Origin of the sequence: Streptomyces sp. Go-475, assembly GCF_003330845.1 — a bacterium.
GTDB lineage: Bacteria > Actinomycetota > Actinomycetes > Streptomycetales > Streptomycetaceae > Streptomyces.
On sequence record NZ_CP026121.1, the window covers coordinates 3,110,626 to 3,135,559 of the forward strand.

The window sequence follows — 24,934 nt, forward strand, 5'->3', positions numbered from 1 at the left end:
GATGACCACCCGTCACGACACCGCCGCGCCCCCCATGAAGGGGGGCGCGGCCCCGGGCCGCCCGCCCGGGGACGCCGCCGACGAGAAGGCGCGGCGGCGCCGGGACCGGCTGTCCCGGCGCTGGCAGCGGGACATCCGCTGGAGCCCGTACGCCTTCGTCTCGCCGTTCTTCCTGCTGTTCGTCGCGTTCGGCCTGTTCCCGCTGATCTACACGGGCTGGGCCTCGCTGCACCAGGTGGAGCTGACCGCGCCGACCGACATGAACTGGGTCGGGCTGCGCAACTACACCCGGATCTTCGACGACGAGTTCTTCTGGAACGCGGCGAAGAACACCCTGACCATCGGCATCATCTCCACCGTCCCGCAGCTGCTGATGGCGATGGGCATCGCCCACATCCTCAACTACAAGCTGCGGGCCTCGACGTTCTTCCGGGTCGCGATGCTCGCGCCGTACGCGACGTCGATCGCCGCCGCCTCGCTGGTGTTCGTGCTGCTCTTCGGCCGTGACTACGGCATGATCAACTGGGCGCTCGACCTGGTCGGCGTCAACCCGGTCGACTGGCAGAACGACAAGTGGTTCTCGCAGATCGCCGTCTCGTCCATCATCATCTGGCGCTGGACCGGCTACAACGCGCTGATCTACCTGGCCGCGATGCAGGCGATCCCGCAGGACCTGTACGAGTCGGCGGCCCTGGACGGGGCCAACCGCTGGCAGCAGTTCATCCACGTGACGCTGCCGGCGCTGCGCCCGACGATCCTGTTCACGTGTGTCGTGTCGACGATCGGCGCGAGCCAGGTCTTCGGCGAGCCGCTGCTGTTCGACGCCAACAAGGGCACCTCCGGCGGCGCGGAGCACCAGTTCCAGACACTCGGCCTGTACCTGTACGAGCAGGGCTGGGTGGCCCAGCACCTGGGCCGGGCCTCGGCGATCGCCTGGACGATGTTCCTCATGCTGATCGTCATCGGCATCGTCAACTACGTCATCTCGCGCCGGCTGCGCGCCAGTAGTTAAGGAGTTCCGGCCGTGACGACGACTGTGACGCCCCCCGACGCGCCGCCGCCCGGCGCGGCGCCCGCGACCACGTCCAAACGACCCCGTCTGCCGAAGTCAGCCCGGGCGGGCGGGCAGCTGCACGGCGGCCCGATCGCGTACGCGGTCCTCATCGTGTTCACGATCGTCTCGCTGTTCCCGCTGGTGTGGACGGCGATCGCCGCCTCGCGTGACAACCAGCGGCTCGCGCAGACCCCGCCGCCGTTCTGGTTCGGCTCGGGGCTGTTCGACAAGCTGGAGATCGCCTGGAAGGACGCCAACCTCGGTGAGGCGTTCCTCAACACCACGATCGTCGCGGGGGTTTCCTCGCTGACCATCGTCTTCCTGTCGACGATCGCCGGTTTCGCCTTCGCCAAGCTGCGGTTCCGGGGCCGCGGCGCGCTGATGCTGATCGTGATCGGCACGATGATGGTGCCGCCGCAGCTGAGTGTGATCCCGCTGTACATGATGGTCGCCAAGCTGGACTGGACCGACCAGTTGCAGGCGGTGATCCTCCCGTCGCTGGTGAGCGCGTTCGGTGTGTTCTTCATGCGGCAGTACCTGATCCAGGCGCTGCCGGACGAGATCATCGAGGCGGCCCGGGTGGACGGCGCGAGCAGCTGGCGCGTGGTGTGGCACGTGGTGTTCCCGGCGGCGCGGCCCGCGATGGCGGTGCTCGGGATGCTGACGTTCGTGCAGACCTGGAACGACTTCATGTGGCCGTTCCTGGTGCTGACCCAGATGGGCAATCCGACCGTGCAGGTCGCGATCGCGGGCCTCGGTCGCGGTTACACGCCCGACCAGTCCCTGATCATGGCGGGCGCGCTGCTGGGCACGCTGCCGCTGCTGCTGGTCTTCGCGATCTTCGGCAAGCAGATCGTGGGCGGCATCATGCAGGGCGCCGTCAAGGGCTGACGCCCTCGCCCCCGTTCTTCCGGGGGCCGGGTCAGTGCCGCCCCGGCCCCCGGGCTGACGCCCTCGCCCCCGTTCTTCCGGGGGCCGGGTCAGTGCCGCCCCGGCCCCCTCCTCCTCCTCCCCCTCCTCCCCTCCACCTGTCGGTCTCCACGACCCCCAATGGGAGCGCTTCCATGCCTGACTCCGAGAACCCGGCCACCGCGGTGACCTTTCCCCCCGCCTTCCTCTGGGGCGCGGCGACCTCCGCGTACCAGATCGAAGGGGCGGTGCGGGAGGACGGCCGTACGCCGTCGATCTGGGACACCTTCAGCCATACGCCGGGCAAGACGGCCGGCGGCGACCACGGTGACATCGCTGTCGACCACTACCACCGCTACCGCGAGGACGTGGCGCTGATGGCGGAGCTGGGCCTGGGCGCCTACCGCTTCTCCGTCTCCTGGTCGCGGGTGCAGCCGACCGGGCGGGGTCCGGCCGTCCAGAAGGGCCTGGACTTCTACCGCCGGCTGGTCGACGAGCTGCTGTCCAAGGGCATCAAGCCGGCCGTCACCCTCTACCACTGGGACCTGCCGCAGGAGCTGGAGGACGCGGGCGGCTGGCCCGAGCGGGACACGGCGTACCGCTTCGCGGAGTACGCGCAGATCGTCGGCGAGGCGCTGGGCGACCGCGTGGAGCAGTGGATGACGCTCAACGAGCCGTGGTGCAGCGCGTTCCTGGGCTATGCCTCCGGCGTGCACGCTCCGGGCCGGACGGATCCGGCGGCCTCGCTGCGGGCCGCGCACCACCTGAACCTGGCGCACGGGCTGGGCGCGTCCGCGCTGCGGTCGGTGATGCCGGCCCGCAACACGGTCGCGGTCAGCCTCAACTCCGCGGTGGTCAGGCCGCTTTCGCAGGACCCGGCGGACCTCGCGGCGGCCCGGAAGATCGACGACCTCGCCAACGGGGTCTTCCACGGGCCGATGCTGCACGGCGCCTACCCGGAGTCGCTGTACGTGGCGACGGCGAGCCTCACGGACTGGGACCACGTCCTGGACGGCGACCTGGCGCTGATCAACCAGCCGCTGGACGCGCTGGGCCTGAACTACTACACGCCCGCGCTGGTCTCGGCGGCGGACCCGGCGGCGAAGGGGCCGCGCGCCGACGGCCACGGGTCGAGCGACCACTCGCCGTGGCCGGCCGCGGAGGACGTGGCCTTCCACCAGACGCCGGGCGACCGCACGGAAATGGGCTGGACGATCGACCCGACCGGCCTGCACGAGCTGATCATGCGCTACACCCGGGAGGCGCCGGGCCTGCCGCTGTACATCACCGAGAACGGCGCGGCCTACGACGACAAGGTCGACTCCGACGGCCGGGTGCACGACCCGGAGCGCGTCGCCTACCTCCACGGCCACCTGTCGGCGGTCCGCCGCGCGATCACCGACGGCGCGGACGTCCGCGGCTACTTCCTGTGGTCGCTGATGGACAACTTCGAGTGGGCGTACGGCTACGGCAAGCGCTTCGGCGCGGTGTACGTGGACTACGCGACGCTGGAGCGCACGCCGAAGACCAGTGCCCACTGGTACGGGCGGGCGGCCCGGACGGGGACGCTGCCCGAGGTCTCGGCGGTCTGACCACTGCGAGGGGGGACGGGGGCGCGGCACGATTAGGGGAGTGCCGCGCCCCGCTGTCCTGGCCGGCTCTCGGCGGCGAGACCCAGGTGGGCGAAGACGACGTCCTTGGCGCGCAGGAGGGCGTCCGGGTCGATCTCCGCGAGGACCTGGGCCGCCATGTACCAGCCGTCGGGGGTGAGGGAGTCCGCCAGGAGGGCGCGTGCGCGCGGGAGGTCCGGGCCGCCCGGGGGTGGCAGGAGGCGGACGGCCAGGCGGCGCAGGAAGGTGAAGCTGTCCCCGATCTCTCCGAGGAACGGATGGACCGTCACCGGGCCCTGGACACCCGCGACGTACGCGGCGAGTTGGGTGCGTGCCTCCGCTCGCTCCACCTCGTCCCTCGGGCGTGCGGCCATGTCGCGGGCAGCCTCGAAGTCGCCGAGCGCCGCGTGGGCCAGTGACAGCACGACCGCTGTTCCGGGGAGTTGCTCGGTACGGGCGTCGTACCGCGGTGCCAGCAGGTCGAGGCGGTGACGGGCGCCGTCCGGATCGTCCGCCGCCGTGAGCAGGGTGAGCACGCCGTCGTGGCGGAGGTCGGTCCGCCGCCGGGCGTCGAGGTCCGCGATCCGGAACCGGACGAGCCGTCCGATGCGCCGGGCGTGGTCGGGGTCGTGGCGTCCCGCCGCGGCGACGAGTCGGGCGGCGGTCAGCGCGGGTTCTCCGGGCAGCTCGGCCAGCAGTTCGTCCACCCATCGCGCGGCCAGGTCCGGGGCGTGCGGCCACAGGCCCTCGACCAGCAGCACCCTGAGCCGGTCAAGGCTGTTCGCGTGCAGCACGGCCCGGTCGGAGGGAGGGTTCTCCAGGACGTCGAGGACTCGTTGCGTGGCCCCCGCGCACGCCAGGGCCTGGAGGGCGGACATCTGGACGTGGTTGAAGCGCGGGCCCGGAGTATTGAACGCCAGGTGGTACGCGCGCTCGGCGAAGTGCCGGGCCCGGCCCCGGTCGCGCGTGAGGGCCTCCGCCATCGCGGCATACCCGGAAGGACCCAGGATGTCGTCGACCGTCTCCACGAGCCGCTCGGCGTCGGCGGGCCGGCCCGCCGCGGCGAGCGCACCGGCGAAGGCGACCACGCGCTCGTCGTGGTCCCAGGTGTCCGACAGGGCCGACGCGAGGTCTCCGTGCTCCGCCTCGTGGAGCAGCCGCAGGGACCGTTCGCGGTCCTCGGCGACGAAGTGCGCGGCGAGCGTGACCAGTGCCGTGGGGGCCAACTCCGTCAGCGGCCAGTCCAGCGAGGCCGCCCGGTGGACGAGCAGGTCCTCCAGATGGTCGGCGGCACCGGCCTTCAGCAGGAGCTCGGTGATGGGCTTGGCGAGGCGGTCACGCTCCCAGTGGTTGTCCGCCGCGGCCCTCAGGGCTCGCGTCACCTGCCCGGCACGCGCCCATCCCACGGCCAGCAGCTGCCGGAACTCGCCCCACTCCCGGGGCTTCAGGCGCGGCGACGAGTCCAGCGCGGTGTTCAGGAGCCGCCCGGCCTCCGCCACCCGGTCCGTGAGCAGCAGTCCCCGCACCACGCCCCGGAGCGTCTCCACGTCGCGCGGTTCCTCGTGGCTCTCCAGCCATGCCGTGGCCAGCGAGGTCATGAGCGCGGCCTCGCGCGGGCGGGCCTCGCGCAGTGCCTCCGCGGCGACGGCGGGGAGGTTCCCCGGGGCCATCGCGTGGCGCAGGGCCAGTGCGGTGACCGACGCGAAGAGACGTGCCGCCTCGTCGGCGCGGCCGCTGAGCGAGCAGGCCTCGGCGACCGCCGTCAGCGCCCGGACGCGCGTGGGCAGGGGGTGCGCTTCCGCGGCGACCTGCTCGGCCAGTTCCAGCACGTCGGCCACGTGCGCCGGGTCCCGCAGCGCGGCGGCGATCCTCACCAGCGCCTCCGTGACGCGTTCGGTGTCCTCGCCCTCCTTCGGCCACGGCAGTTCACGGACCAGGGGCGGCACCTCCTCTCCCCGGCCGGCCGATGCCAGCGCGCAGGCCAGCGCCGTTCGTGCCGCCACGCTCTGCGGTGTCCCTCGCCCGGTCAGCCCCACCGCCTCCGTCGCCAGGCCCACCGCCCGCCGGTCCCCCGCCTCCGCCAGCACGTGGGCCACGCCGGTCAGGGCCCGCGCCCGGTCCACCGGCGCGCGGACCGTGCGGGCCAGTCCGATGGCGTGCCGGACCTGCCCGAGGCGGGCGTAGACCGCCGGGATGCCGGGGTGCAGCCCCACATTGCGCTGCGCCACCAGGCCCCCCGCCGCCGCGAGCGCGGCCAGGGCCGCCAGGTCGTCGGGGGCGGCCCGCCGGACGGTCTCCCGTGCCGCCGCGATCTCCCCGAGACAGGCGCCGTCGCTCCCCGTCGCCTCCCGCAACCGGTCACGCCGCCGGACGTCCACGGCGAGGGCGGTGGCCCGGTCCGCGTCCCGGAGGAACGCCAGGAGGCGGCCGTACGGCTGGAGCAGGTACAGCGGCGTGCCCGCCGGCCAGCCCCGGCGCTCGTACGACCGCGCCCAGGCGTGCAGCCGGTCCAGGTAGGTGATCAGGTCCGGGCCGAGTTCGTCCTGGGCGGTGGTGAGGAGGGTCTCGTGGGCGAAGAGGTAACCGCGGGTGGACGTGTACAGGCTCAGATCGTCCCCGTAGCCCTCGGGGCCGCTGCCCCCGCCGCCGGCGGCGTCGCCCCGCAGCCGCAGGATGCGCCCGAAGCCGCTCTCCAGTCGGCGGCGGAGTTCGAAGGCCGGCTCGCCGGTGAGTTCGCGCAGGTCGTCGGCGGTGAGTGTGCCGCGCGCCGCGGTGAGGAGACCGACGAGGTCACGCTGCACGCGGTCGCCGGAGAGCGCTCGGTGCAGATCGAACTTGGCTTCGTGCTCGGTGTGCCGGGCCGCTTCGGTGGCGGCGAGTTCCAGCACGCGGCAGCCGCGCAGCGGGTGACCGCCCTTGACGTCGGCCGGCAGGCCCGGGTAGGTCCGGCTGGTCACCAGGACGCGGACGTTCGGCGGCAGGCGTTCGGGCAGCAGTGAGGCGATGCTCGCGCCGCTCCCGCCTGGCGAGGCGGACTGGTCCTCGTCGAGCCCGTCCACGACGAGCAGCAGTGTGCCGCCGTCCTGTGCCACCCGCTCGGCGGCCTGGCGCAGCAGGAGCCGGCGTTCGCCGTCGCGGGCCGTCGGGGAACCGGTCGCGGCCGGTTCGCGGCCGGCGAGGGTGGCGAGCTGGTCGATGACCGCCACGGTGTAGGCGTCGCTGTCGGACTGGCTCGCGTCGCGTGCGGTGACGAAGAACCAGACGGGGACGACCCCGCGGGGCGGGTGCAGGGCGAACCACGCGGCCAGGGCCGTCTTCCCGGCCCACGGCGGCCCTTGCACCCAGAGGTAGGGGTCGGAGCCGCCGCAGAAGGAGACGAGGTCGGCGAGTTCCGCTTCCCGTTCCTCCAGCCGCTGCGGGGCGAGGTCGGCGAGCTGGGCGCGATAGGCCTCCTGGACGAGGCCGAGGGCGCCTCGGGGCACCGCGCAGGGCAGCGCCGTGAGGTCCTGTCCCAGCAGGGCTTCCAGGGCGGTCCGTTCCGCCGGGGTCAGTGCCTGCGCCCACCGGTCCACCCGGCCGGCCGCGACCCGGCCCGCCCCCTCCCTGCGGTGATGGCGGCTCACCACACCCACGACGTGCCCGCCGCTGAAGACGGCCGCTCCCGACATGCCCTCCCAGGCGTCCCGCTCGGGGTCCGGGTCCTCGGCGGGCGGCGCCGCGACCCGCAGGTCCAGGGTGCCCTCGCGCCGGTTGGCCAGCACCGCGCAGCGCGCGTCCATGTGCTCGACGTCCCGGAAGCGCCCGCCTGCCGCGTCCGCGCGGAGCTTGAATCGGGGGAACCCCATCGCCGAGCAGCCGAGCACCGCGTCCTGCTCGCCGACTCCGCCGAACCGCACGGGCGGAACGTCATCGTGCGGCTGGCCCGGGCGAGTTGGTGCTGCGGCGTTTTCCAGGAGGGCCGGTCCGGCGGCGCTTTCCGAGGGGGGCGCTACGGCGGTGTTCTCCGGGAGGTTCGGTAAGGCGGTGTTCTCCGGGAGGTTCGGTAAGGCGGCGTTCTCCGGCAGGGCCGGTCCGGCGGCGTTCTCCGGCAGGGCCGGTACGGCGGCGTTCTCCGGGAGTGTCAGTACGGCGACGTCGATGCCGTCGTGCGCCCACGCCACCGTCGCCCCGGCGACTCGCTCCCCCGGCCGGTCGGCCTCGAAGCGGACCCGGACGTCCTGCGCGCCCCGGACGACATGCGCGGCCGTGAGCACCCGGCCCGGGGCCAGGAGGTAACCCGAGCCCCGGCGGGCCCCGTCGGGCAGTGCGACGATGATCTCCGCGGCCCGCTGGGGCCGCAGTCCGCGGTCAGCGCTCGCCGTCAACCTCGTCACCCGTGATCATCGCGGTCTCCGCCCGGCCCCCGCCCGGCGGCACCACCTTCGGCGTGAGCGTCAGCGTGACCCGCTGGGTCTCGGCCTGGCTGAATTTGCCGTTGGCCCCCGCGTCGACCACCCACAGCCGCACCTTGGCGTCGCCGCCGCCCTCGCGCGTGACGGCGACGGTCGCCTCGATCTCCACGGGGCCCGCTTCGAAGCGCAGCATCCTGCCGTCGCCGTCCGTCAGCGCGGTGGTCAGCTGCTCACGCAACTCACGGATCATGTCGGCCAGTTCGATCACGCGTCCCCCTTGCTCGGCCCTGCTCAGATGCTACAAGCGGCCGCGCCCTTCGTGAGGAGACGGCGCGTGGTCTCCACGCCCCACGGGTCCAGGGAGAGCAGGCGGTCGCTGGAGGCCATCAGTCCGCCGGTGGACTCCACGTGGGCCGCCCACTGCTCGCGCGTCTCGACGGCCGGGCGGGCCATCAGGCAGTCGGGGTCGTTGGTCCAGAGGCGGCCGTGCTGCCACTGGCGGGCCGCGCCGGTGAACTCCGCGGGCGCCTGACCCGGTTGGGAGTAGTCGTCGGCCTCGGGGCGGCGGTGCGGGGCCGTGTCCGGGCTGACGCGCATCGCGTCGAACAGGCCGATGGAGGGCAGGAGGGGCGCCCCGCAGCCCAGGAGGTACGCCTCGGCGCCGATCGCCTCGCGGATCAGGCGGATGCCGGAGCGGTAGGCCGTGAGCGCGTCGGTGTCGGCGTGGCGTACGCCGTCCAGGGCGCCCGCGTAGAGGAAGTCGACCTTGAAGTAGTCGTAGCCCTCGGCGCGCAGGGTGGTGAAGACCTCGGTCAGGTACGCGGCGGCGTCGGGGTGTGTGGTGTCCAGGACGCGCAGGTCGTGGCCCCAGTTGCGGCCGGCGTGCGCGAAGCCGCCGCTGGTGTCGCGGACCAGCCAGTCGGGGTGCTCGGCGGCCAGGTCGCTCGCCGGGTCGACGAGGAACGGGGCCGTCCAGATGCCCGCGCGGCGGCCCCGCGCGCGGATCTTCTCGGCGATTCCGGCGCGGGAGCGGAAGCGGCCGGAGAGGGTGAGCCAGTCACCGAGGGCCTGCTGGTAGCCGTCGTCGATCTGGACGACGTCGATGGGCAGATCGAGGGTGTCCATCGCGCGGAGGTTCTCGTGGATGTCGTCCTCGGTGACGGCCGTGAAGTACTCGTACCAGGAGCACCATGCGGTCGGTGCCGGGCGCGGGGCGTCGAGTCCGAGGCCGCGGGCCCACTCGCCCAGCACCGACTGGATGTCCGGGCCCGTCCACTCCTTCACCGGGCCGTCCGCGCCGACCTCCGCGACCCCGTCCCGTACGGCGAGCCGGATCGACGGCACCTCGCGCGTCGGCTCGGCCGCCGCCCACAGCCGGGCCGGGGAGCCGTCGCCGGGATCGAGCGCGAGCAGGCCCTCGCCCTGGAAGGTGCCGGCGGGGACGGTGACGCCGGGGCGGTAACAGACGGTCGCCCAGTTGTCGTTGGTCGGGCGGTACGGGGTTCCGCGGAGGCCGTAGGCGCCGCTGGGGCTCCAGGACTGCCAGCCCTCCTCGTGGACGCGGCCGGTGCGGACGTCCACCGGCACGGAGGCCAGCGGAGTGAAGCGGTGGTGCACGGTGATCTCTTTCCGGAAGGTCAGCCCTTGTTGGCGCCGAGCGTGAGGCCGCTGACGAACTGGCGCTGGAGGGCGAAGTACACGATCAGCGTGGGGATCGCGGTGAGCAGGGAGCCGGCGGCGACCAGGTTGGGGTCGGTGAAGTACTGGCCGGAGAGGTTGTTCAGCGCGGAGGTGATCGGCATGTTCTCGCCGGTGGAGATCAGGACGAGCGCCCAGAAGAAGTCGTTGTAGATCCAGATGGACAACAGCGTCGCCAGGGCGGCCATCGCGGGCTTGCACAGCGGCAGCACGATCTGCCAGTACAGCCGCCACACCGAGGCGCCGTCGACGAGGGCCGCCTCGGTCAGTTCGTGGGGCAGGGAGCGCATGTAGTTGCTCAGCACGAAGGCGCAGAAGCCGGACTGGAACGCCACGTGGATGAGCACGAGGCCGAGCGCGGAGTCGTAGAGCTTGCCGCTCATCGTGATGCCGGGCAGGTCGATCAGCAGGTACAGCCGGTACAGCGGGGTGATGATGACCTGCTGCGGGAGCAGGTTGCCGGCGGTGAACACCAGCAGCAGGAACAGGTTGACCCGGAAGTCGAAGCGGCTGACGTAGAACGCGACGCACGACGACAGGAACAGCGTGAGCAGCACGGCCGGGACCGCGATGAGCACTGTGTTCCCGAAGTAGTGGATCATGTCCGACTGCTCGAAGGCGTTCGTGAAGTTGTCGAAGCTGAGCTTGTCGGGCCAGGAGACGTAGCCCTTGGCGGATGTCTCGCTGTACGGGCGCAGCGCGGCGAAGATGGCCCACAGCAGGGGTGCCAGCCAGGCCAGAGCCGTGACGATCAGGAAGGTGTGCAGCAGGATCCGGGCGGGGCGGACGGGGGTGCGCTGCTTGAGCGAAGCGGCGCCGGTGACGGTGCTCATGCGCTCCGCTCCTTCCGGAAGGTGGCGATCAGGTAGGGGATGATCACGGCCAGGGAGATCACCAGCAGCACGACCGCGATCGCGGAGCCGTAGCCGATGCGGCTGGACTCACCGATGATGTTGTTCGTCACCAGGATGGAGAGCAGCTCGGTGCCCTGGGCGCCCTTGTTGAAGACGAAGACCAGGTCGAAGGCGCGCAGCGCCTCGATGATCGTCACGACCAGCACGACGGTGTTGGTGGGGCGCAGGGTGGGGAAGATGACGTTCTTGAACGTCTGCCACTCGTTCGCCCCGTCCAGCGCCGAGGCTTCCCGCAGCGAGGGGTCGACGCTCTTCAGGCCGGCCAGGTAGAGGATCATCATGTACCCCGTGTGGCGCCAGGACGCGGCGACCAGGATGGCCCACAGGTTGAGGTCGGGGTCGCCGATCCAGTCGATGTAGTGGCCGGGCTTGTTCGCCCCGATCAGGCTGTTGATCAGGCCCGTGTCGGGGTTGTAGACCAGCTGCCAGACGAAACCGATGCAGGCCATGGAGATGACGACCGGCAGGAAGAACGCCGTCTGGTAGACCCGGCTGAAGCGGATCCTCTTGTCCAGCTGCACGGCCAGGAACAGCCCCAGCGGCGTGGGGATGCAGATGAGCACGACGAACCAGATGACGTTGTGCTCGACGGCCGGCCAGAACTGCGGGTTGCTGGTGAACAGGTCACGGAAGTTCTGCAGGCCGACCCACTTGATGGAGTCGAAGCCGATGCCGTCCCAGGTGGTGAAGGCCAGCGCGATCGACGCGAGGGCCGTCACCCACACCAGGGCGACGTGCAGGATCGTGGGTACGCCCGCCATCAAACCGAGCGTGATGCGGTCACGGCGGGTCAGCAGGCGCCGGTGCCCGTGCGGCACCTTGGCGGGCTGGGACGCGGGGGCAGGCCCCGGAGCCGGCGTGGCAGCCGTCTCCGGGACCTGGGCGGGGGTGGCAGTCATGTGTCAGATCCGAGTCGTCGGTTCTCCGGTTCGGTCACGAGGAGGCGAAGATCTGCTTCTTCTGGCGCTCGATCGACGACAGGATGCTGTCGATGCTCTTCGGATTGCGGATGAAGGCCTGCAGCTGCGGCTGCATCACCGTGGAGGTGAAGTCCGGCCGGGAGTCGCGGTCCATGAACTGCGTCAGGCTCTTGGCGCCCGAGATCATCTCGTACGCCTTCTTCTGCAGCGGGGTGTAGGAGGAGGTGTCGGCCTTGGTGGAGGCGGCCACCACGCTGGAGTCGGCCTTGAGGTAGATCTGCTCGGCCTCCGGCGTGCCCAGGTACTCCAGCAGCTTCACCGCACCGGAGTGGTTCTTGGGGGCCTTGGAGAGCATGAAGCCGTCGGTCGGGGCCTCGACGGTGTCCTGACCGAACTGCGCGTCGATCTCCGGGAAGGCGAAGAAGTCCAGGTCGTCCAGGTCGGCCTTGTTGGTGAACTGCTGGGCGACGAACGTACCCAGCACGTACATGCCCGCCTTCTTCGCCACCAGCGTCTGCGCCGCGTCCTGCCAGGTACGCCCCACCGCGCCCTCCTGGTGGTAGGGCAGCAGCTCCGCCCACAGGTCGAAGACCTTGCGCACCTTGGCGTCCGTCCAGGCGGCCTTGCCGGCCATCAGCTCGACGTGGAAGTCGTAGCCGTTGAGACGGAAGTTGATCTGGTCGAACGTGCCCATCGCCGGCCAGGCGTCCTTGTCGCCGAACGCGATCGGGACCAGCCCGTCCTTCTTCATCTGCTTGCACAGCGCCACCAGGTCGTCCCACTTCTCCGGGACCTTGTAGCCGTGCTGGGCGAAGACGCTCTTGCGGTAGAACACCGCCCACGGGTACGTGTACAGCGGCACGAAGTAGTACTTGCCGTCCGCGCCCTGGCTGAGCTTCTTCATCGCGTCGGGGAAGTTCCCGCCGATCTTCTGCCACACGTCGTCGATCGGGGAGGCCAGCTTCTTGGCCGCGAAGAACTGCATCCGGTAGCCGGCGAACCACGTGAACACGTCGTCCGGCGTGCCCTGCAGATACGAGTTGATCTGCTCCTGGAACGTGTTGTGGTCCTTGGTGTTGACGTCGACCTTGATCCCGGACTTCTTCGTGAAGGCCGCGTAGATCTCCGCGAACGCCTTCTTCGGCACGGCGTCCGACGAGTTGGAGCCCAGGCTGACCGTCTTCGGATCGGCGGCCGAGCCGCTGCCGCCACACGCGGACAGCAGCGGTATGCCCGCGCCGAGCAGGGCCGCACCGCCTATGCCGCGCAGTACGGTGCGGCGGCCGGGAGCGGAGAGGGAGGTTCCGGAGAGGGAGAGGTCGTGCATGAACGGCTCCTGAGGGCAGGGTTCGGTCACGAGGGTGTGGCGTGAAATCCAGTCGCAATCGACCAGAAATCAACTTGACCGAACACGGTGGCGCAATAACAGCCGTATGTCCGGTCATACGTCAAGAGCCGGTCCGTGCATTTGTCGAAACGTGACCGGCCCGTGTGTCCTGTGAGTCAGGAGTGCTTGAAGGTGGGAGTGCTCGAAGATCAGGAGGGCTTGAAGATCAGGAGTGCTTGAAGGCGGCGGACAGTCTGCCGGGCCGTCGGCGTCGCGGCTGCCGGTGTCCCCGGCCCGCGGGGGTCCGGGCGTCCACCTGGATCCAGATCCGCACCTCGGTCCCGCCGAGCACCGAGGAGCCGATCCGCACGTCCCCGCCGGTCGACTCCGCGAGCCGGCGCACGATGTCCAGGCCGAGCCCGGTCGAGCCGTCGCTCCCCGAGCCGCGGCCCCGCGCCATCGCCGCCTCCGGGTCGGATATGCCCGGGCCCGCGTCGGACACGAGGACGATCACCGCGTCCTCGCCGTCGTGCAGGTCGACCGCGAAGGCGGTGCCCTCCGGGGTGTGCCGGAAGACGTTGCCGAGCAGCGCGTCGAGCGCGGCGGCCAGGTCGGCGCGGGCCACCGGTATGCGCACCGGCCGGTCGGCCCCGGCCACCCGCCACTTGCGGCCCTCGTCCTCCGCGAGGGCCGACCAGAACGCCATCCGCTCCCGGACCACCTCGGCGGCGTCGCACCCGGCGCCCGGACCGGCCGCGGCCGTCTGCGGCTTGGCCTCCCGGGCCGTGCGGATGATCGTGTCGACCTCGCGCTCCAGCTGCTCGACCGCGCTCCGGGTCTGGTCGGCGGCCGGTCCCTCGCCGAGCGAGGCGGTGTTGAGCCGCAGCACGGTCAGGGGCGTGCGCAACCGGTGGGAGAGGTCGGCCGCCAGCTCCCGTTCGTTCGCCAGGAGCTGGACGACCTGGTCGGCCATGGAGTTGAACGCGACGGCCGCGAGCCGCAGCTCCGTCGGGCCCTCCTCGGGGACGCGGGCGCCGAGCCTGCCCTCCCCCAGTTCGCGCGCTCCCTCGACCAGGCGCTTGGCGGGCCGGACCATCCGCACGCCCAGCCGGTCGGCGACCGCGACCGACCCGAGGACCAGCGCGACACCGACCCCGGCGAGCACCGCCCAGGCCGTGCCCACGCCGTTGGTGACCTCGGCCTGGGGCACGTACACCTCGACGACCGCGATCTCGCCGGTGCTGAGCGCGACCGGCTGGAGCAGGGTGGAGCCGCCGGGGACGCCGGTGGTGGAGGCGCGGCCCAGTTTCCGCACGGCCGCGATGTCCTCGTCGGCGGCGCGCTGCCGTCCGAGCTCCAAGGCCTCCTGGCCGTCGCCCGCCGGTAGGTGCACGGTCATGCCGGCGTCGGATCCGGCGGAGGCGACGACCCGTTCGAGCTGGTCGCGGTCGGTGGTGATGGACAGGGCGGGGGCGACGGCGGCGGCCTCCCGCTCGGCGTTGGAGAAGGCGCGGTCCCGGGCCATCTCGCGGATGACGAGTCCGAGCGGCACCGCGAAGGCGAGCACGACCATGGTGGTCACCGCCAGCGCCACCCTGACCAGGGCCCACCTCATCGCGGCGCCTCCGCCCCCGGCGGTTCGAGCTTCACACCGACGCCCCTGAGGGTGTGCAGATAGCGGGGGCTCGCGGCCGTCTCCCCCAGTTTCCGCCGCAGCCAGGACAGATGGACGTCGATGGTCTGGTCGTCGCCGTACGACTGCTGCCAGACCTCGGCCAGCAGTTCCTTGCGGGGGACGACGACTCCGGGCCGGCGGGCCAGGAAGGCGAGCAGGTCGAACTCGCGGCGGGTGAGGTCGAGCCGGGCGCCGTCCAGCTCGGCCTGACGGCGCAGCGGGTCGACGGTCAGGCCGCCGACCCGGAGCACCGGGGAGGGCTGCCCTTCCCCGGAGCCGGAGCGGGCGCGGCGCAGCACGGCCGCCATGCGGGCCGAGAGGTGCTCGACGGAGAAGGGCTTGGTCAGGTAGTCGTCCGCTCCGGCGTTCAGCAGCCGGACGATCTCCGCCTCGTCGTCCCGGGCGGTGGCGACGATCACCGGCACGTCCGTGATGCCGCGCAGCATCTTCAGGGCCTCGGACCCGTCGAGATCGGGCAGTCCGAGGTCCAGGATCACCACGTCGAAGCGGACGTGGGCGACCTCGCGCAGCGCCTCCAGTGCCGTACCGACGCTGCGCACGGTGTGCGAGGCGTCGGTCAGGTGCCGGATGAGCGCCGAGCGTACGAACTGGTCGTCCTCGACCACGAGCACACTTGCCATGCGCCGCACCGTACGCCATCTCGAACAGCCGGGTGCGGGCCTGTGGACAACTGCAGGATTGGGGACAACTCGCCCCTGCGCGGCGCCGGTTCCTGGACAGCGCGCGGGGCGCGTGCGGCAGGATGACCCGCGATGCGCAGAGGACTCGTCCACCTACTGGCCTGGCTGCTCGCCACGGGCGCGGCGGTCACGCTGTCGTGGTGGGGTGTCCACACGGTGCTGGCGGGCACGGCCTACGACCCGCCGCGCGCCCTGCCCATCAAGGCCGCCGACGCGAGCACGCGGGAGCCGAAGCCGCTCGCCACGCCTACGCGCCGGGCGCCTTCGCCGCAGCGGACGCCCACGCCCCCGAGCACCCCGCCGACGGCGGCGCGGCCGGCCCCCGCCCCCGCACGCACCCCCGGCCCGTCCCCCACCGCCAACGGCCGGGTCAGAAGCTACGACACCGACGGCGGCCGGGCGGTGTTCGACCTGGGGACGGCGTCCGCCTCCCTCGTCTCGGCGACTCCGGGCGCGGGCTGGTCGATGCAGGTGTGGAAGACGGAGTCGTGGATCCGCGTGGAGTTCTCCCGGGGCGCGGACCGGGTGTCGGTCTTCTGCACCTGGCACGACGGGCCGCCGCGCGTGGAGATCGGAACCTACTGAGCGCCGGACCAGGTTCCGTGCGCGCCGCGCCCAGCCCCGTGAGCGCCGGACCCCCGCCCCGTGAGCACCGCGCGGGCTATGTGAACGCCGAAGCGGGCGGCGCCGGGGACGCCACCGCCGCGAGATCCGTGACGGGCACGGCCCCGCCGGTGAAGTCGGTGAGCGTCCTGCCGTGCTCGACCCGGCCCGGGTGCGGGTCGGAGGCGGCGCGGCGGGTCAGCTCGGCGACGGGCAGCGGGAGGTCGGAGGCGACCAGGACGGCGTTGCCGAAGCGCTTGCCGCGCAGCACCGTCGGGTCGGCGACCAGCGCGAGCTGCTCGAAACGGGCGGCGGCGGTGGCGATCTGGCCGCGCAGGTGGGTCAGCGGCGGCCCGTCGGCGAGGTTGGCGGCGTGGACGCCGCCGGGCTTGAGAGCCCTGCGGACGTCGTCGAGGAACTCCGTCGAGGTCAGGTGGGCCGGTGTCCGGGCGCCGCTGAACACGTCGGTGATGACGAGGTCGGCCCAGCCGTCCGGCACCTTGGCGAGTCCCTCGCGGGCGTCGACGGACCGCACCCGGATCCGCGCGTTCGGGTCCAACGGCAGCTCGCGGCGGACCAGTCGCACGAGGGCGGCGTCCCGCTCGACGACCTGCTGGGTGGAGCGGGGCCGGGTGGCGGCGACGTACCGGGCGAGGGTGAGGGCGCCGCCGCCGAGGTGCACGGCGTGCACGGGCCGGCCCGGCGGGGCGACGAGGTCGATGACGTGCCCGAGCCGGCGCTGGTACTCGAAGGACAGGTACGCCGGGTCATCCAGGTCGACGTGCGACTGCGGGGCCCCGTCGATCACGAGGGTCCAGGCCCGGGCCCGCTCACGGTCGGGGATCAGCTCGGCGAGCCCGCCGTCGACACTCTCGACGACGGCTTCTGCACCGGCTCTGCGCCGCCCGCTCCTGGACTTTCCCACGGGCCCATTATCAGGGGCACGCCGTCGAGCAAGGTCCGCTCCGTCCGGACGGTCCCTGGGCGGGCCCGGTGCGGAGGGGGCACGCCATCACGCAGGGCGCCGGCGCCGAGCGGACCGTCCCTGGCGGGCCCGGTGCGGGGGCGCGCCGTCGAGCAGGGCGCTCGCTCCACACGGACCGGCACCGGCGGGCCCGGCACCTTCGGCCCGGCGCCTCACCGGCAGCCGTCCGCCGCCCTGATCGTCCGGGCCGCCTCCCCGAGGGCCCGGCGCAGCACCGCGGGGTCCGTCGCGAGGTCCGCCTCACCGGGCGGGAGCAGCCAGCCCGAGCCCTCCACGGGGGGCTCCGGCGCCAGGGTCAGTCCGCGTCCGTCGGTTCCCGTGCACGTGCTCCCCGGTACGTCCCACGCCGCGGCCGTGCCCGGCGGCACGAGGAAACCCAGGGTGCCGCCCCCGTCGTCGTGCAGGACGGGTCCCACCGCCTCCGCCGTGCCGCGCCGCAGGATGTCGACCGCCTCCAGCCCCTGCCGCGCCGGCACCGTCACCACATCGCAGCCGGCCGCCGGTGTGCTCGGCGGCGTACGAGGATCGTTGATCCGGCTGGTCTCCATCCCGGCCTCCACCACGAAAACCCCTGCTTGGACGAGCGGTCGGGAGTCGGGGGCCTCCCGGTCCGCAGAGTTCAACGCGGGAGGCCGTCAACGGCTACGGCGGAAGTCAGCCGCAAAGGATGGCACTTCATGGCAGATCACGGATGAGATATCCGGTTTGTAGCCAAACCCAACGTGACGACTCCGGCACAGCAGGTACGTTCTTGCTCGCCGGAAACAGGGCGGGCAGTACGAACAACACGTACAAGTCGCCCTGAAACCGGCATGGTTCGTCGGTTCGCACGAGAGGACCCGGCCATGGCGTCGTCAGCGGGGACCTCGTCCCAACCCAACCGGCCGGCACGGCCGAACCTCACCTTCCGGCAGCTGCGCGGACAGCGCTCGCCGTCCGAGTTCGCCGCGGCGATCCGCCGGGCCGGCCTCGAGATCGGCGAGCAGGTCAGCTGTGACGCGCGGTACGTCGGCCGGGTCGAGGCGGGTGAGATCCGCTGCCCCAACTACGCCTACGAACGGGTGTTCCTGCACATGTTCCCGGGTCGCACGCTCACCGACCTCGGGTTCGCGCCCCGCTCGTCGGTACGCGGACGCCGGGCGCGCGACATCGAGGACGCGCCCCTGACGCGCACCACGAACCTCACGAACGTCACGAACGTCACAAGTGAGACCAGCGAGACCAGTGAGACCAGTGGGGCGTCCGAGCCGTATGACACACAGAACCCGTACGACCCGTACCACCCGCACGACACCTACGAGGAGAGCGACGTGCTACGTCGCGCATTCATGACCGGCGGGGGCGCCACGGTGGCCGCCGCCTCGCTGGGGCCCGTGGGCCTCGCCCTCGACGCCGCGGCGGCACAGCGCCCCGTGCGCCGCGCCGGGGCGAGCGACGCGGGTGCCCTGGAAGAAGCCGTCCGCCGGATCCGGCTGCTCGACGACCGGCACGGCGCCGACGGCCTCTACCGCCGCGCGGCGGCCCCGCTGCGTGCCGCCTACGCCCTGCTCGACGCCGGCACGACCCGGCAGACGACGGCGGACCGGCTCTACTCCGGCGCGGGTGAACTGGCCATCTCCGTGGGCTGGCTGGCCCACGACTCGGGACGCTTCGACGACGCCCGCTCCCACTACGCCGAGGCCCTGGCGACCGCCCGGATGACCGGCGACCCGGGGCTGGAGGCGCACGCCTTCTGCAACACGGCGTTCCTCGCGCGCGACGCGGGCCGGCCGCGCGAGGCGGTCCGGGCGGCCCAGGCGGCACAGCGCGTCGCCCGGCCCGTGGGGTCGGCCCGGCTGATGTCGCTGCTCGCGCTGCGCGAGGCGGGCGGCTGGGCCGGCCTCGCCGACCGCGTCGGCTGCGAGCAGGCCCTGGCCCGGGCGCAGGCCCTGTTCGAGCGGGGCCCCTCGGACGCCGACCCCGAGTGGATGAGCTTCTACGGAGAGGCCGAACTGGAGGGCCTGGAGGCGCAGTGCTGGTCCACGCTGGGCGACTGGCCCCGGGCGGCCCGGCACGCGCGGCGGGCGGCGGAACTCCAGGATCCGCACTTCACTCGGAACATCGCCCTGTACACGGCGGAGCTGGCGGACGACCTCGCGCGGGGCGGGCGGCCGGACGAGGCCGCGGTGGCGGGGATGCGGGTGCTGGACCTGCTGGAGGAGGTCCAGTCGTCCCGGATCCAGACGATGCTGGCGGCCACCGCGCGCGTGCTGCTGCCGCACCGCAGGGCTTCGGGGGTGTCGGCGTTCCTGGACCGGCACGCGTCCACGCCCCGGATGACCTGACGCGTACCTAGGCCAGGTGCCCCAGGTCGTTCCAGCTCTCGATCGCCGGCTCCCCGTAGGCCCAGCCGAGCACCGACAGGGACGTCGGGTTCAGCCGTATCCGGGCCGCGAAGTCGAGCGGCAGGCCCAGCCAGCGCGCGCCGATGGAGCGCAGGATGTGGCCGTGGGCGAAGATCAGGACGTCGCGGTCCTCGGAGCGGGCCCAGGAGACGACCTCGTCCGCCCGGGCCGTCACCTCGGCGAGCGTCTCGCCCTCGGGGACGCCGTCGCGCCAGATCAGCCAGCCGGGCCGGACGGCCTGGATGTCCGCCGGCGTCATGCCCTCGTACGCGCCGTAGTCCCACTCCAGCAACGCGTCCCAGGCACGCGCGCGGTCCCCGAAACCGGCCAGTTCGCACGTCTCACGCGCGCGTGCCAGCGGGCTGGTGCGCACCTCGACGCCGGGCAGGCCGTCGTAGGGCGCCCGGTGCAGGCGCTCGCCGAGCAGCTTGGCGCCGCGCCGGCCCTCCTCCAGAAGCGGCACGTCGGTCCTGCCCGTGTGCTTGCCGGACAGGGACCACTCGGTCTGTCCGTGGCGGGCCAGCAGGATGCGCGCAGCCATGGGGAACCTTTCCGGAAGAAAAACGCAAGCGGAACTCCCCCATCATCGCGCACCCTGTTCCCGGGCAACCCGGGGGGCGATCTCTGCGTCTTTGAGGTCCGGAGAGCGCCCCCTGGGCGCGCACGTACGCCGTAAAGTGGCACGACCGGACGGCCGGGCGCCGCGTGACGACGAAGGGGGAGGCGATCGGATGCCGCACACCGAGACACCGGGCACCGAGGCGGCCCCCGCGCGCAGGCTGCGCTGGTGGACCGAGCTGCCGCTGATCCTGCTGGTGTACGCGTGCTACACGGCGGGCCGGCTCCTCGCCCGGGGCGACGTCTCCGGTGCGGTCGACCACGGTCTGGCGCTCCTGCGCTTCGAGAAGGCCCTGTACCTCAACTTCGAGCACCCGCTCAACCGCCTCTTCACGCGCGAGGCCTGGATAGGCATACCGGCGGACTTCTGGTACGCGTCCCTGCACTACCTGGTCACGCCGGCGATCCTCGTCTGGCTCTTCCGCTCCCGGGCCGTGCGCTACCGCGCCGCGCGGACGTGGCTGATGACGTCCACCCTCATCGGCCTGATCGGTTTCACCCTGCTGCCGACCTGCCCGCCCCGGCTCCTCGACGCGAGCCACGGCTTCGTCGACACGATGGCCCAGTACAGCTCCTACGGCTGGTGGGGCGGCGCGGCGAGCGCGCCGCGCGGCATGGGGGGCATGACCAACCAGTACGCGGCCATGCCGAGTCTGCACGTGGGCTGGGCCCTGTGGTGCGGAGTGATGCTGTGGCGCTACGGCGGCACGCGCACGGCGAAGGCGGCCGGTGTCGCCTACCCGCTGATCACGACGATCGTGGTCATGGGCACCGCCAACCACTACTTCCTCGACGCCGTCGCGGGCGCGGCCGTCATGGGCGTCGGACTGCTGCTGGCGCCGGTCGTGATGCGGACGTCGGACCGGGTCAGGGCACAGCTCCTGCCGCGTGTCACGCCGGTCGCGGCGGACTCTTCCGGCGCAGGTTCCCCGATTGTCAGTGCCGGATGCCAGACTTCCGCGGGTGAGCGAATTCCACGGCAGCGCGAGCCGCGGCTCGGAGCGGGAGCCGAGCCGGGTGCCTCCCCCAAGGACGCGGGGGACGGCGCTCCGGCACCGGCTCGCTGAGCTGCGCGGCCCCGACGTACCCCCGAAGGCACTGGACGCGCGCGCCCTGGCGGCCCTGGCCGCCAACCCCGGTTGCGCGCGGCGCGCGATCCTCGACGGCGCCGGGGTGAACAAGACGGCCCTGGCGAGCGCGCTGGGTTCGCCGTCGGCCTTCGGCCAGTCGCAGTTCGCGCTCACGCGGGGCAACGCGTTCGAGGCGAAGGTCAAGGCCGACGGCGGCGCGGAGCTGCTGCGGCTGGTGCACGAGAAGCTGGACCGCTCGGCCGAACCACCCGCCGACGCGCGCGTGCCCGACCTGACCGCGACCGGCCCCCAGGGGCGCACGGCCCGTACGGCGCTGGAGCTGCGCGAGGCCTCGGCGCACCCGGGCGCGTGGACGCTGCTCGACCACCCGATGCTGGCGCTGGACGTCGCGGGCTCCCCCGCGTTCCTGGAGCCGGACGCGGTGGTGGTGCATCCGGACGGCGGCTGGACGGTGGTGGAGATCAAGTCGTTCCCGCTGCTGGACGGTTCGGCGGACCCGGCGAAGGTGGGGGCGGCGGCCCGGCAGGCGGCGGTGTACGTGCTGGCGCTGGAGGAGCTCGCGGCCCGGCTGGACCCGGCCCCGCGCGTGCGGCACCGGATCCTGCTGGTCTGCCCCCGGGACTTCTCCAACCAGCCGGCCGCGTCCGCCGTGGACATCCGCAAGCAGCGCGCGGTGACGGCCCGCCAGCTGGCCCGGCTGACCCGCATCGAGGACATCGCCGACGCGCTCCCCGAGGGCACGTGCTTCTCGCCCGAGCTGCCCGCCGAGGAACTGACGGCCGCCGTGGAGTCGGTCCCGGCGACGTACGCGCCCGAGTGCCTGTCCGCGTGCGAGTTGGCCTTCCACTGCCGGACCCGGTCCCGCGAGACGGGCGCCGTGACCTCGCTCGGCCGCCCGCTGCGGGCGGAACTGGGCGGCCTGACAACCGTCGAGGAGGTCCTCGCGGCCGCCCGCGGTGAGGCGGGCGACCCCGCCGACCCGGCGGTGGCGGCCCTGCGCCGCGCGGCGGCCCTGCGCGCCGAGGCCCTGGAGGCGGCGTGTCGCTGATCTCCACCCTGGCCCGCCTCGAAGCGGTCAGCACGGGCCGCGCCCAGCCCGCCGCCACCGTCCGGCACCGGCACCTGGGCGACCGTCCCCTGGTGTTCGTGCCGCTGATCACCGCCGGTGAGGCCGGTGCCCCGCTCGGCGCGCTGGTCGGCACCGAGCGGGACGCGCCGCGCCTGCTGGTCGTCCCGCAGCCCCGCGACCGCGACCTCAGGTTCGCGTTCCTGGCCGACCTGGCCGACGTGGTGCTGCCCTACGTCGACGCGTACGCGGAGGTCGTCGAGGCCGCCGAGCGCACCGAGACCGACCCGGAGACCGGCAAGCGGGTCAAGGTCGAGGTCGACCTGTGCGCGGACGCGCCGCAGCTGATCGTGCCGAGCCGGGCGGGCATCGACCTGGTGCGGCTGCTCGGGCGGTCGATGCGGTTCCGGCGGACGGCCGAGCAGGACCCGGAGGCCCCGTACCCGGCGCCGCCGCGGGTGCCGCTGCTCGGGCGGTGGCTGACGCACTTCGGGGAGCGGGCCCGGGTGCCCGGCTCCTCGCTGCTGCTGGCGATGACCGACGTCCTCGGCCGGCACTGGGCGACCGGGCAGTCCACGCTGGAGGACCAGCACCTGGGGGCGCTGCTCGCCTGGATCGACCCGCCCGGGGGCATGACCGGCGCCGAGGCCGCGCTGAAGGCCGAGCTGGAGCGGGACGCCCAGGGGCAGCTGATCTGTCCCCCGGCCGGTCCGGCCACCGATCCGGCCTTCGACAACAAGCTCCTCGCCCCGGCCATCGAGCGCTACGACCGCGCCCGCACGGCCCTCGCCGCCGCCGAGGACGGCCTGGAGGCCGACGACCGGCTGGGTGCGCTGACCGCTGCCGAGCGGGAGATCCGCGATCTGGTGCTGAGCCGCACCCGGCCCACCTGGGACGCGGTCTGGCGGGGCCTGGACCTGCTGCGGGAGCTGCCCGAGGGAGCCCACGTCGAGGAGCGGTGGACCCGCGACCGCTGGTCGTTCACCGGCCACCGCGACCGGGTCCTGGCGGGCGAGCCCCCGCAGCCGCGCCGCGACGACGCCGTCACCGCGGCGAACAAGCTCGCGACGCGCGAGCGCGAACAGGCCCGGCTGGAGGCGCAGGAGGCCCTCGACGACCCGCTGGTGATGGCCGGCCGGCGGCTGGCCGGGGAGGCGTTCGCGGGCGAGGTCACCGACGTCGTGATGGCGTACAGCGAGGGCAAGCGGCCCAGCCCGCGCCCCCTGGTCACGGTCCGTACGGACGACCGGCCGCATCTCGGGGAGCGGACGAAGGTGTACCGCTCGCTGGGCGGGAAGCCGCAGTCGGCGGAGTTCGTCACGGACGAGGAGGACGGCGCGTACGTCGTGCTGCGGATCCTCGACAAGATGGGCCGCGGCAAGGAGCCCGAGCCGGGCTCGGTGCCGGAGAAGGGCGACCGGGTCTGCTTCACGCTCTTCGAGCACGAGCAGCGGGGCGGCGCGAAGCTGCCCGACCCGGAGGAGACGCCGTGGACGCACGGCGGGCCGCCCGGCGAGGCGACCCTGGAGGCCGCCGACCCGGTGACCGAGGAGGATGTCCTGTGACCACGGTGTTCGACCCCTCGGCCGCCGCGGCCCAGGCCACCGACGCGATCCTCCACGACACCCTCCACGGCACGGCGCGCGGTGTGGTCGTCGACTCCCCGCCCGGCGCCGGCAAGTCCACGCTGGTGGTCCGCGCGGCGCTGGAACTGGCGGAGGCCGGTCACCCGCTGATGGTGGTCGCGCAGACCAACGCCCAGGTCGACGACCTCGTCCTGCGGCTCGCCGAGAAGAACCCCGAGCTGCCGGTGGGGCGCCTGCACAGCAGTGACGCCGACCCGTACGACAAGGCGCTCGACGGCCTGGAGAACGTACGCAAGTCGGCCAAGGCGGCGGACCTCGCCGGGATGGCCGTGGTGATCTCGACCGCCGCGAAGTGGGCGCACGTCAAGGTCGACGAGCCGTGGCGGCACGCCATCGTCGACGAGGCGTACCAGATGCGCTCGGACGCGCTGCTCGCGGTGGCCGGGCTGTTCGAGCGGGCGCTGTTCGTGGGCGACCCGGGGCAGCTCGACCCCTTCGCGATCGTGGGCAGCGAGCAGTGGGCGGGCCTCTCCTACGACCCGTCGGCCTCGGCGGTGACGACCCTGCTCGCGCACAACCCTGACCTGCCGCAGCACCGCCTGCCGGTCTCCTGGCGGCTCCCGGCCTCCGCGGCGCCCCTGGTCTCGGACGCCTTCTACCCCTACACGCCGTTCCGCAGCGGCACCGGCCACGGCGACCGCGCCCTGTCCTTCGCCGTGCCGTCGGACGGCTCGGGCCCCGACCGGGTGATCGACGAGGCGGCCGCGTCGGGCTGGGGCCTGCTGGAGCTGCCCGCCCGGCACACCCCGCGCACGGACCCGGAGGCGGTACGGGCGGTGGCGACGGTCGTCCGCCGCATGCTGGACCGCGGCGGCGCGGCGACCTCGGAACGCTCGCCCGACCCCTCGCCCCTGACCGCCGACCGGATCGCGGTCGGCACGGCCCACCGGGACCAGGCGGCGGCGGTCCGGACGGCCCTCGCCGACCTCGGCGTCACCGACGTGGTCGTGGACACGGCGAACCGGCTGCAGGGGCGCGAGTACGACGTGACGGTGGTCCTGCACCCCCTCTCCGGCCGCCCCGACGCGACCGCGTTCCACCTGGAGACGGGCCGCCTCTGCGTCCTGGCCTCCCGCCACCGACACGCCTGCGTCGTGGTCTGCCGGGCGGGCGTGACCGACCTCCTGGACGACTATCCGTCGACGGAGCCGGTGCAGCTGGGGACGGTGGTGAAGTTCCCGGACGGCTGGGAGGCCAACCACGCGGTGCTGGCGCATCTCGCGGAACACCGGGTGGCCTGGCGGCCATAGCGAACGCGGGGTGGTGGAGCGGCCGTGTCCACCACCGCGATGCCCACTTGCGCACCCGCGAGACAATGGACGGTGGCCCGTTCCACCTGGAG

At 73.0% G+C, this 24,934-nt stretch carries 20 protein-coding genes; 9 read left to right on the top strand and 11 right to left on the bottom strand.

Features of this window, described 5'->3' with window-relative positions; all coding sequences use genetic code 11:
* The first annotated feature begins 1 nt into the window (after position 1).
* From C1703_RS14215 to C1703_RS14225, 3 genes are all read left to right on the top strand, one after another.
* Positions 2-1,012 (top strand): sugar ABC transporter permease, encoded by a 1,011-nt coding sequence (locus C1703_RS14215; protein ID WP_114252874.1) that lies wholly within the window; start codon positions 2-4, stop codon positions 1,010-1,012.
* A 12-nt stretch (positions 1,013-1,024) separates the two neighbouring features.
* Positions 1,025-1,945 carry a carbohydrate ABC transporter permease gene (locus tag C1703_RS14220; RefSeq protein ID WP_114252876.1) on the top strand — a complete coding sequence of 307 codons (921 nt, stop codon included), beginning with the start codon at positions 1,025-1,027 and terminating at the stop codon, positions 1,943-1,945.
* Positions 1,946-2,118: 173 nt separating this feature from the next.
* On the top strand, positions 2,119-3,555 hold the full coding sequence (locus C1703_RS14225) for a GH1 family beta-glucosidase (protein WP_114252878.1): 1,437 nt from the start codon (positions 2,119-2,121) through the stop codon (positions 3,553-3,555).
* Positions 3,556-3,587: 32 nt separating this feature from the next.
* Here C1703_RS14225 and C1703_RS40125 read toward each other — a convergent pair whose 3' ends face one another.
* From C1703_RS40125 to C1703_RS14265, 8 genes are all read right to left on the bottom strand, one after another.
* The gene (locus tag C1703_RS40125) at positions 3,588-7,937 is read right to left on the bottom strand and encodes a trypsin-like peptidase domain-containing protein (RefSeq protein WP_198678166.1); all 4,350 of its coding nucleotides are present in this window, start codon (positions 7,935-7,937) and stop codon (positions 3,588-3,590) included.
* Positions 7,921-8,232: a trypco2 family protein gene (locus C1703_RS14235; protein WP_114252882.1), complete on the bottom strand. Its 312-nt coding sequence runs from the start codon at positions 8,230-8,232 to the stop codon at positions 7,921-7,923. The genes C1703_RS40125 and C1703_RS14235 overlap by 17 nt, the downstream gene beginning before the upstream one ends.
* A gap of 23 nt (positions 8,233-8,255) precedes the next feature.
* Positions 8,256-9,581 (bottom strand): glycoside hydrolase family 36 protein, encoded by a 1,326-nt coding sequence (locus C1703_RS14240; RefSeq protein WP_114252884.1) that lies wholly within the window; start codon positions 9,579-9,581, stop codon positions 8,256-8,258.
* Between the two features lie 20 nt (positions 9,582-9,601).
* Positions 9,602-10,495 carry a carbohydrate ABC transporter permease gene (locus tag C1703_RS14245; protein WP_114252886.1) on the bottom strand — a complete coding sequence of 298 codons (894 nt, stop codon included), beginning with the start codon at positions 10,493-10,495 and terminating at the stop codon, positions 9,602-9,604.
* Positions 10,492-11,475 carry a sugar ABC transporter permease gene (locus C1703_RS14250; RefSeq protein ID WP_114252889.1) on the bottom strand — a complete coding sequence of 328 codons (984 nt, stop codon included), beginning with the start codon at positions 11,473-11,475 and terminating at the stop codon, positions 10,492-10,494. Before C1703_RS14250 ends, C1703_RS14245 begins: the two co-directional genes overlap by 4 nt.
* A 34-nt stretch (positions 11,476-11,509) precedes the next feature.
* Positions 11,510-12,823, bottom strand: coding sequence for an ABC transporter substrate-binding protein (locus C1703_RS14255; protein WP_114252891.1), 1,314 nt, complete (start codon positions 12,821-12,823; stop codon positions 11,510-11,512).
* 226 nt (positions 12,824-13,049) lie between these two features.
* Positions 13,050-14,438 (bottom strand): HAMP domain-containing sensor histidine kinase, encoded by a 1,389-nt coding sequence (locus tag C1703_RS14260; RefSeq protein ID WP_114252893.1) that lies wholly within the window; start codon positions 14,436-14,438, stop codon positions 13,050-13,052.
* Positions 14,435-15,139, bottom strand: coding sequence for a response regulator transcription factor (locus C1703_RS14265; RefSeq protein ID WP_114252895.1), 705 nt, complete (start codon positions 15,137-15,139; stop codon positions 14,435-14,437). The genes C1703_RS14260 and C1703_RS14265 overlap by 4 nt, the downstream gene beginning before the upstream one ends.
* A gap of 132 nt (positions 15,140-15,271) precedes the next feature.
* On the opposite strand from C1703_RS14265, the gene C1703_RS14270 reads away from it, so the two are divergent.
* Positions 15,272-15,784, top strand: coding sequence for a hypothetical protein (locus C1703_RS14270; RefSeq protein WP_114252897.1), 513 nt, complete (start codon positions 15,272-15,274; stop codon positions 15,782-15,784).
* Positions 15,785-15,860: 76 nt separating this feature from the next.
* Here C1703_RS14270 and C1703_RS14275 read toward each other — a convergent pair whose 3' ends face one another.
* A complete protein-coding gene (locus tag C1703_RS14275) occupies positions 15,861-16,727 on the bottom strand; it encodes a fused MFS/spermidine synthase (protein ID WP_114252899.1) in 867 nt (288 codons plus the stop codon).
* A 212-nt stretch (positions 16,728-16,939) separates the two neighbouring features.
* Positions 16,940-17,335 (bottom strand): hypothetical protein, encoded by a 396-nt coding sequence (locus C1703_RS14280; RefSeq protein ID WP_198678167.1) that lies wholly within the window; start codon positions 17,333-17,335, stop codon positions 16,940-16,942.
* A gap of 297 nt (positions 17,336-17,632) precedes the next feature.
* Between C1703_RS14280 and C1703_RS14285 the strand changes: the two genes are divergently transcribed.
* A complete protein-coding gene (locus C1703_RS14285; protein WP_114252903.1) occupies positions 17,633-19,111 on the top strand; it encodes a hypothetical protein in 1,479 nt (492 codons plus the stop codon).
* A 7-nt stretch (positions 19,112-19,118) separates the two neighbouring features.
* Here the strand turns inward: C1703_RS14285 and C1703_RS14290 are convergent, their stop codons facing one another.
* Entirely contained in the window at positions 19,119-19,712 is a 594-nt protein-coding gene (locus tag C1703_RS14290; RefSeq protein WP_114252905.1) for a histidine phosphatase family protein, read from the bottom strand.
* Between the two features lie 190 nt (positions 19,713-19,902).
* On the opposite strand from C1703_RS14290, the gene C1703_RS14295 reads away from it, so the two are divergent.
* Genes C1703_RS14295 through C1703_RS14310 form a run of 4 tightly spaced genes read left to right on the top strand, consistent with a single transcriptional unit; the run spans position 19,903 to position 24,842 of the window.
* Positions 19,903-20,856, top strand: a complete 954-nt coding sequence (locus C1703_RS14295) for a phosphatase PAP2 family protein (RefSeq protein ID WP_114252907.1) — start codon at positions 19,903-19,905, stop codon at positions 20,854-20,856.
* Positions 20,807-21,928 (top strand): hypothetical protein, encoded by a 1,122-nt coding sequence (locus C1703_RS14300; protein WP_114252909.1) that lies wholly within the window; start codon positions 20,807-20,809, stop codon positions 21,926-21,928. The genes C1703_RS14295 and C1703_RS14300 overlap by 50 nt, the downstream gene beginning before the upstream one ends.
* A complete protein-coding gene (locus C1703_RS14305) occupies positions 21,919-23,511 on the top strand; it encodes a hypothetical protein (protein ID WP_114252911.1) in 1,593 nt (530 codons plus the stop codon). The genes C1703_RS14300 and C1703_RS14305 overlap by 10 nt, the downstream gene beginning before the upstream one ends.
* Positions 23,508-24,842 (top strand): AAA family ATPase, encoded by a 1,335-nt coding sequence (locus C1703_RS14310; RefSeq protein ID WP_114252913.1) that lies wholly within the window; start codon positions 23,508-23,510, stop codon positions 24,840-24,842. Before C1703_RS14305 ends, C1703_RS14310 begins: the two co-directional genes overlap by 4 nt.
* The last annotated feature ends 92 nt before the right edge of the window (positions 24,843-24,934 follow it).

What these genes read in the sequence shown, in the direction of transcription:
- C1703_RS14290 (WP_114252905.1), bottom strand. Translation starts at nt 19,712, where the DNA reads ATGGCTGCGCGCATCCTGCTGGCCCGCCACGGACAGACCGAGTGGTCC.
- C1703_RS14280 (WP_198678167.1), bottom strand. Translation starts at nt 17,335, where the DNA reads ATGGAGACCAGCCGGATCAACGATCCTCGTACGCCGCCGAGCACACCG.
- C1703_RS14225 (WP_114252878.1), top strand. Translation starts at nt 2,119, where the DNA reads ATGCCTGACTCCGAGAACCCGGCCACCGCGGTGACCTTTCCCCCCGCC.
- C1703_RS14285 (WP_114252903.1), top strand. Translation starts at nt 17,633, where the DNA reads ATGGCGTCGTCAGCGGGGACCTCGTCCCAACCCAACCGGCCGGCACGG.
- C1703_RS14250 (WP_114252889.1), bottom strand. Translation starts at nt 11,475, where the DNA reads ATGACTGCCACCCCCGCCCAGGTCCCGGAGACGGCTGCCACGCCGGCT.
- C1703_RS14270 (WP_114252897.1), top strand. Translation starts at nt 15,272, where the DNA reads ATGCGCAGAGGACTCGTCCACCTACTGGCCTGGCTGCTCGCCACGGGC.
- C1703_RS14265 (WP_114252895.1), bottom strand. Translation starts at nt 15,139, where the DNA reads ATGGCAAGTGTGCTCGTGGTCGAGGACGACCAGTTCGTACGCTCGGCG.
- C1703_RS14260 (WP_114252893.1), bottom strand. Translation starts at nt 14,438, where the DNA reads ATGAGGTGGGCCCTGGTCAGGGTGGCGCTGGCGGTGACCACCATGGTC.
- C1703_RS14255 (WP_114252891.1), bottom strand. Translation starts at nt 12,823, where the DNA reads ATGCACGACCTCTCCCTCTCCGGAACCTCCCTCTCCGCTCCCGGCCGC.
- C1703_RS14245 (WP_114252886.1), bottom strand. Translation starts at nt 10,495, where the DNA reads ATGAGCACCGTCACCGGCGCCGCTTCGCTCAAGCAGCGCACCCCCGTC.
- C1703_RS14215 (WP_114252874.1), top strand. Translation starts at nt 2, where the DNA reads ATGACCACCCGTCACGACACCGCCGCGCCCCCCATGAAGGGGGGCGCG.
- C1703_RS14295 (WP_114252907.1), top strand. Translation starts at nt 19,903, where the DNA reads ATGCCGCACACCGAGACACCGGGCACCGAGGCGGCCCCCGCGCGCAGG.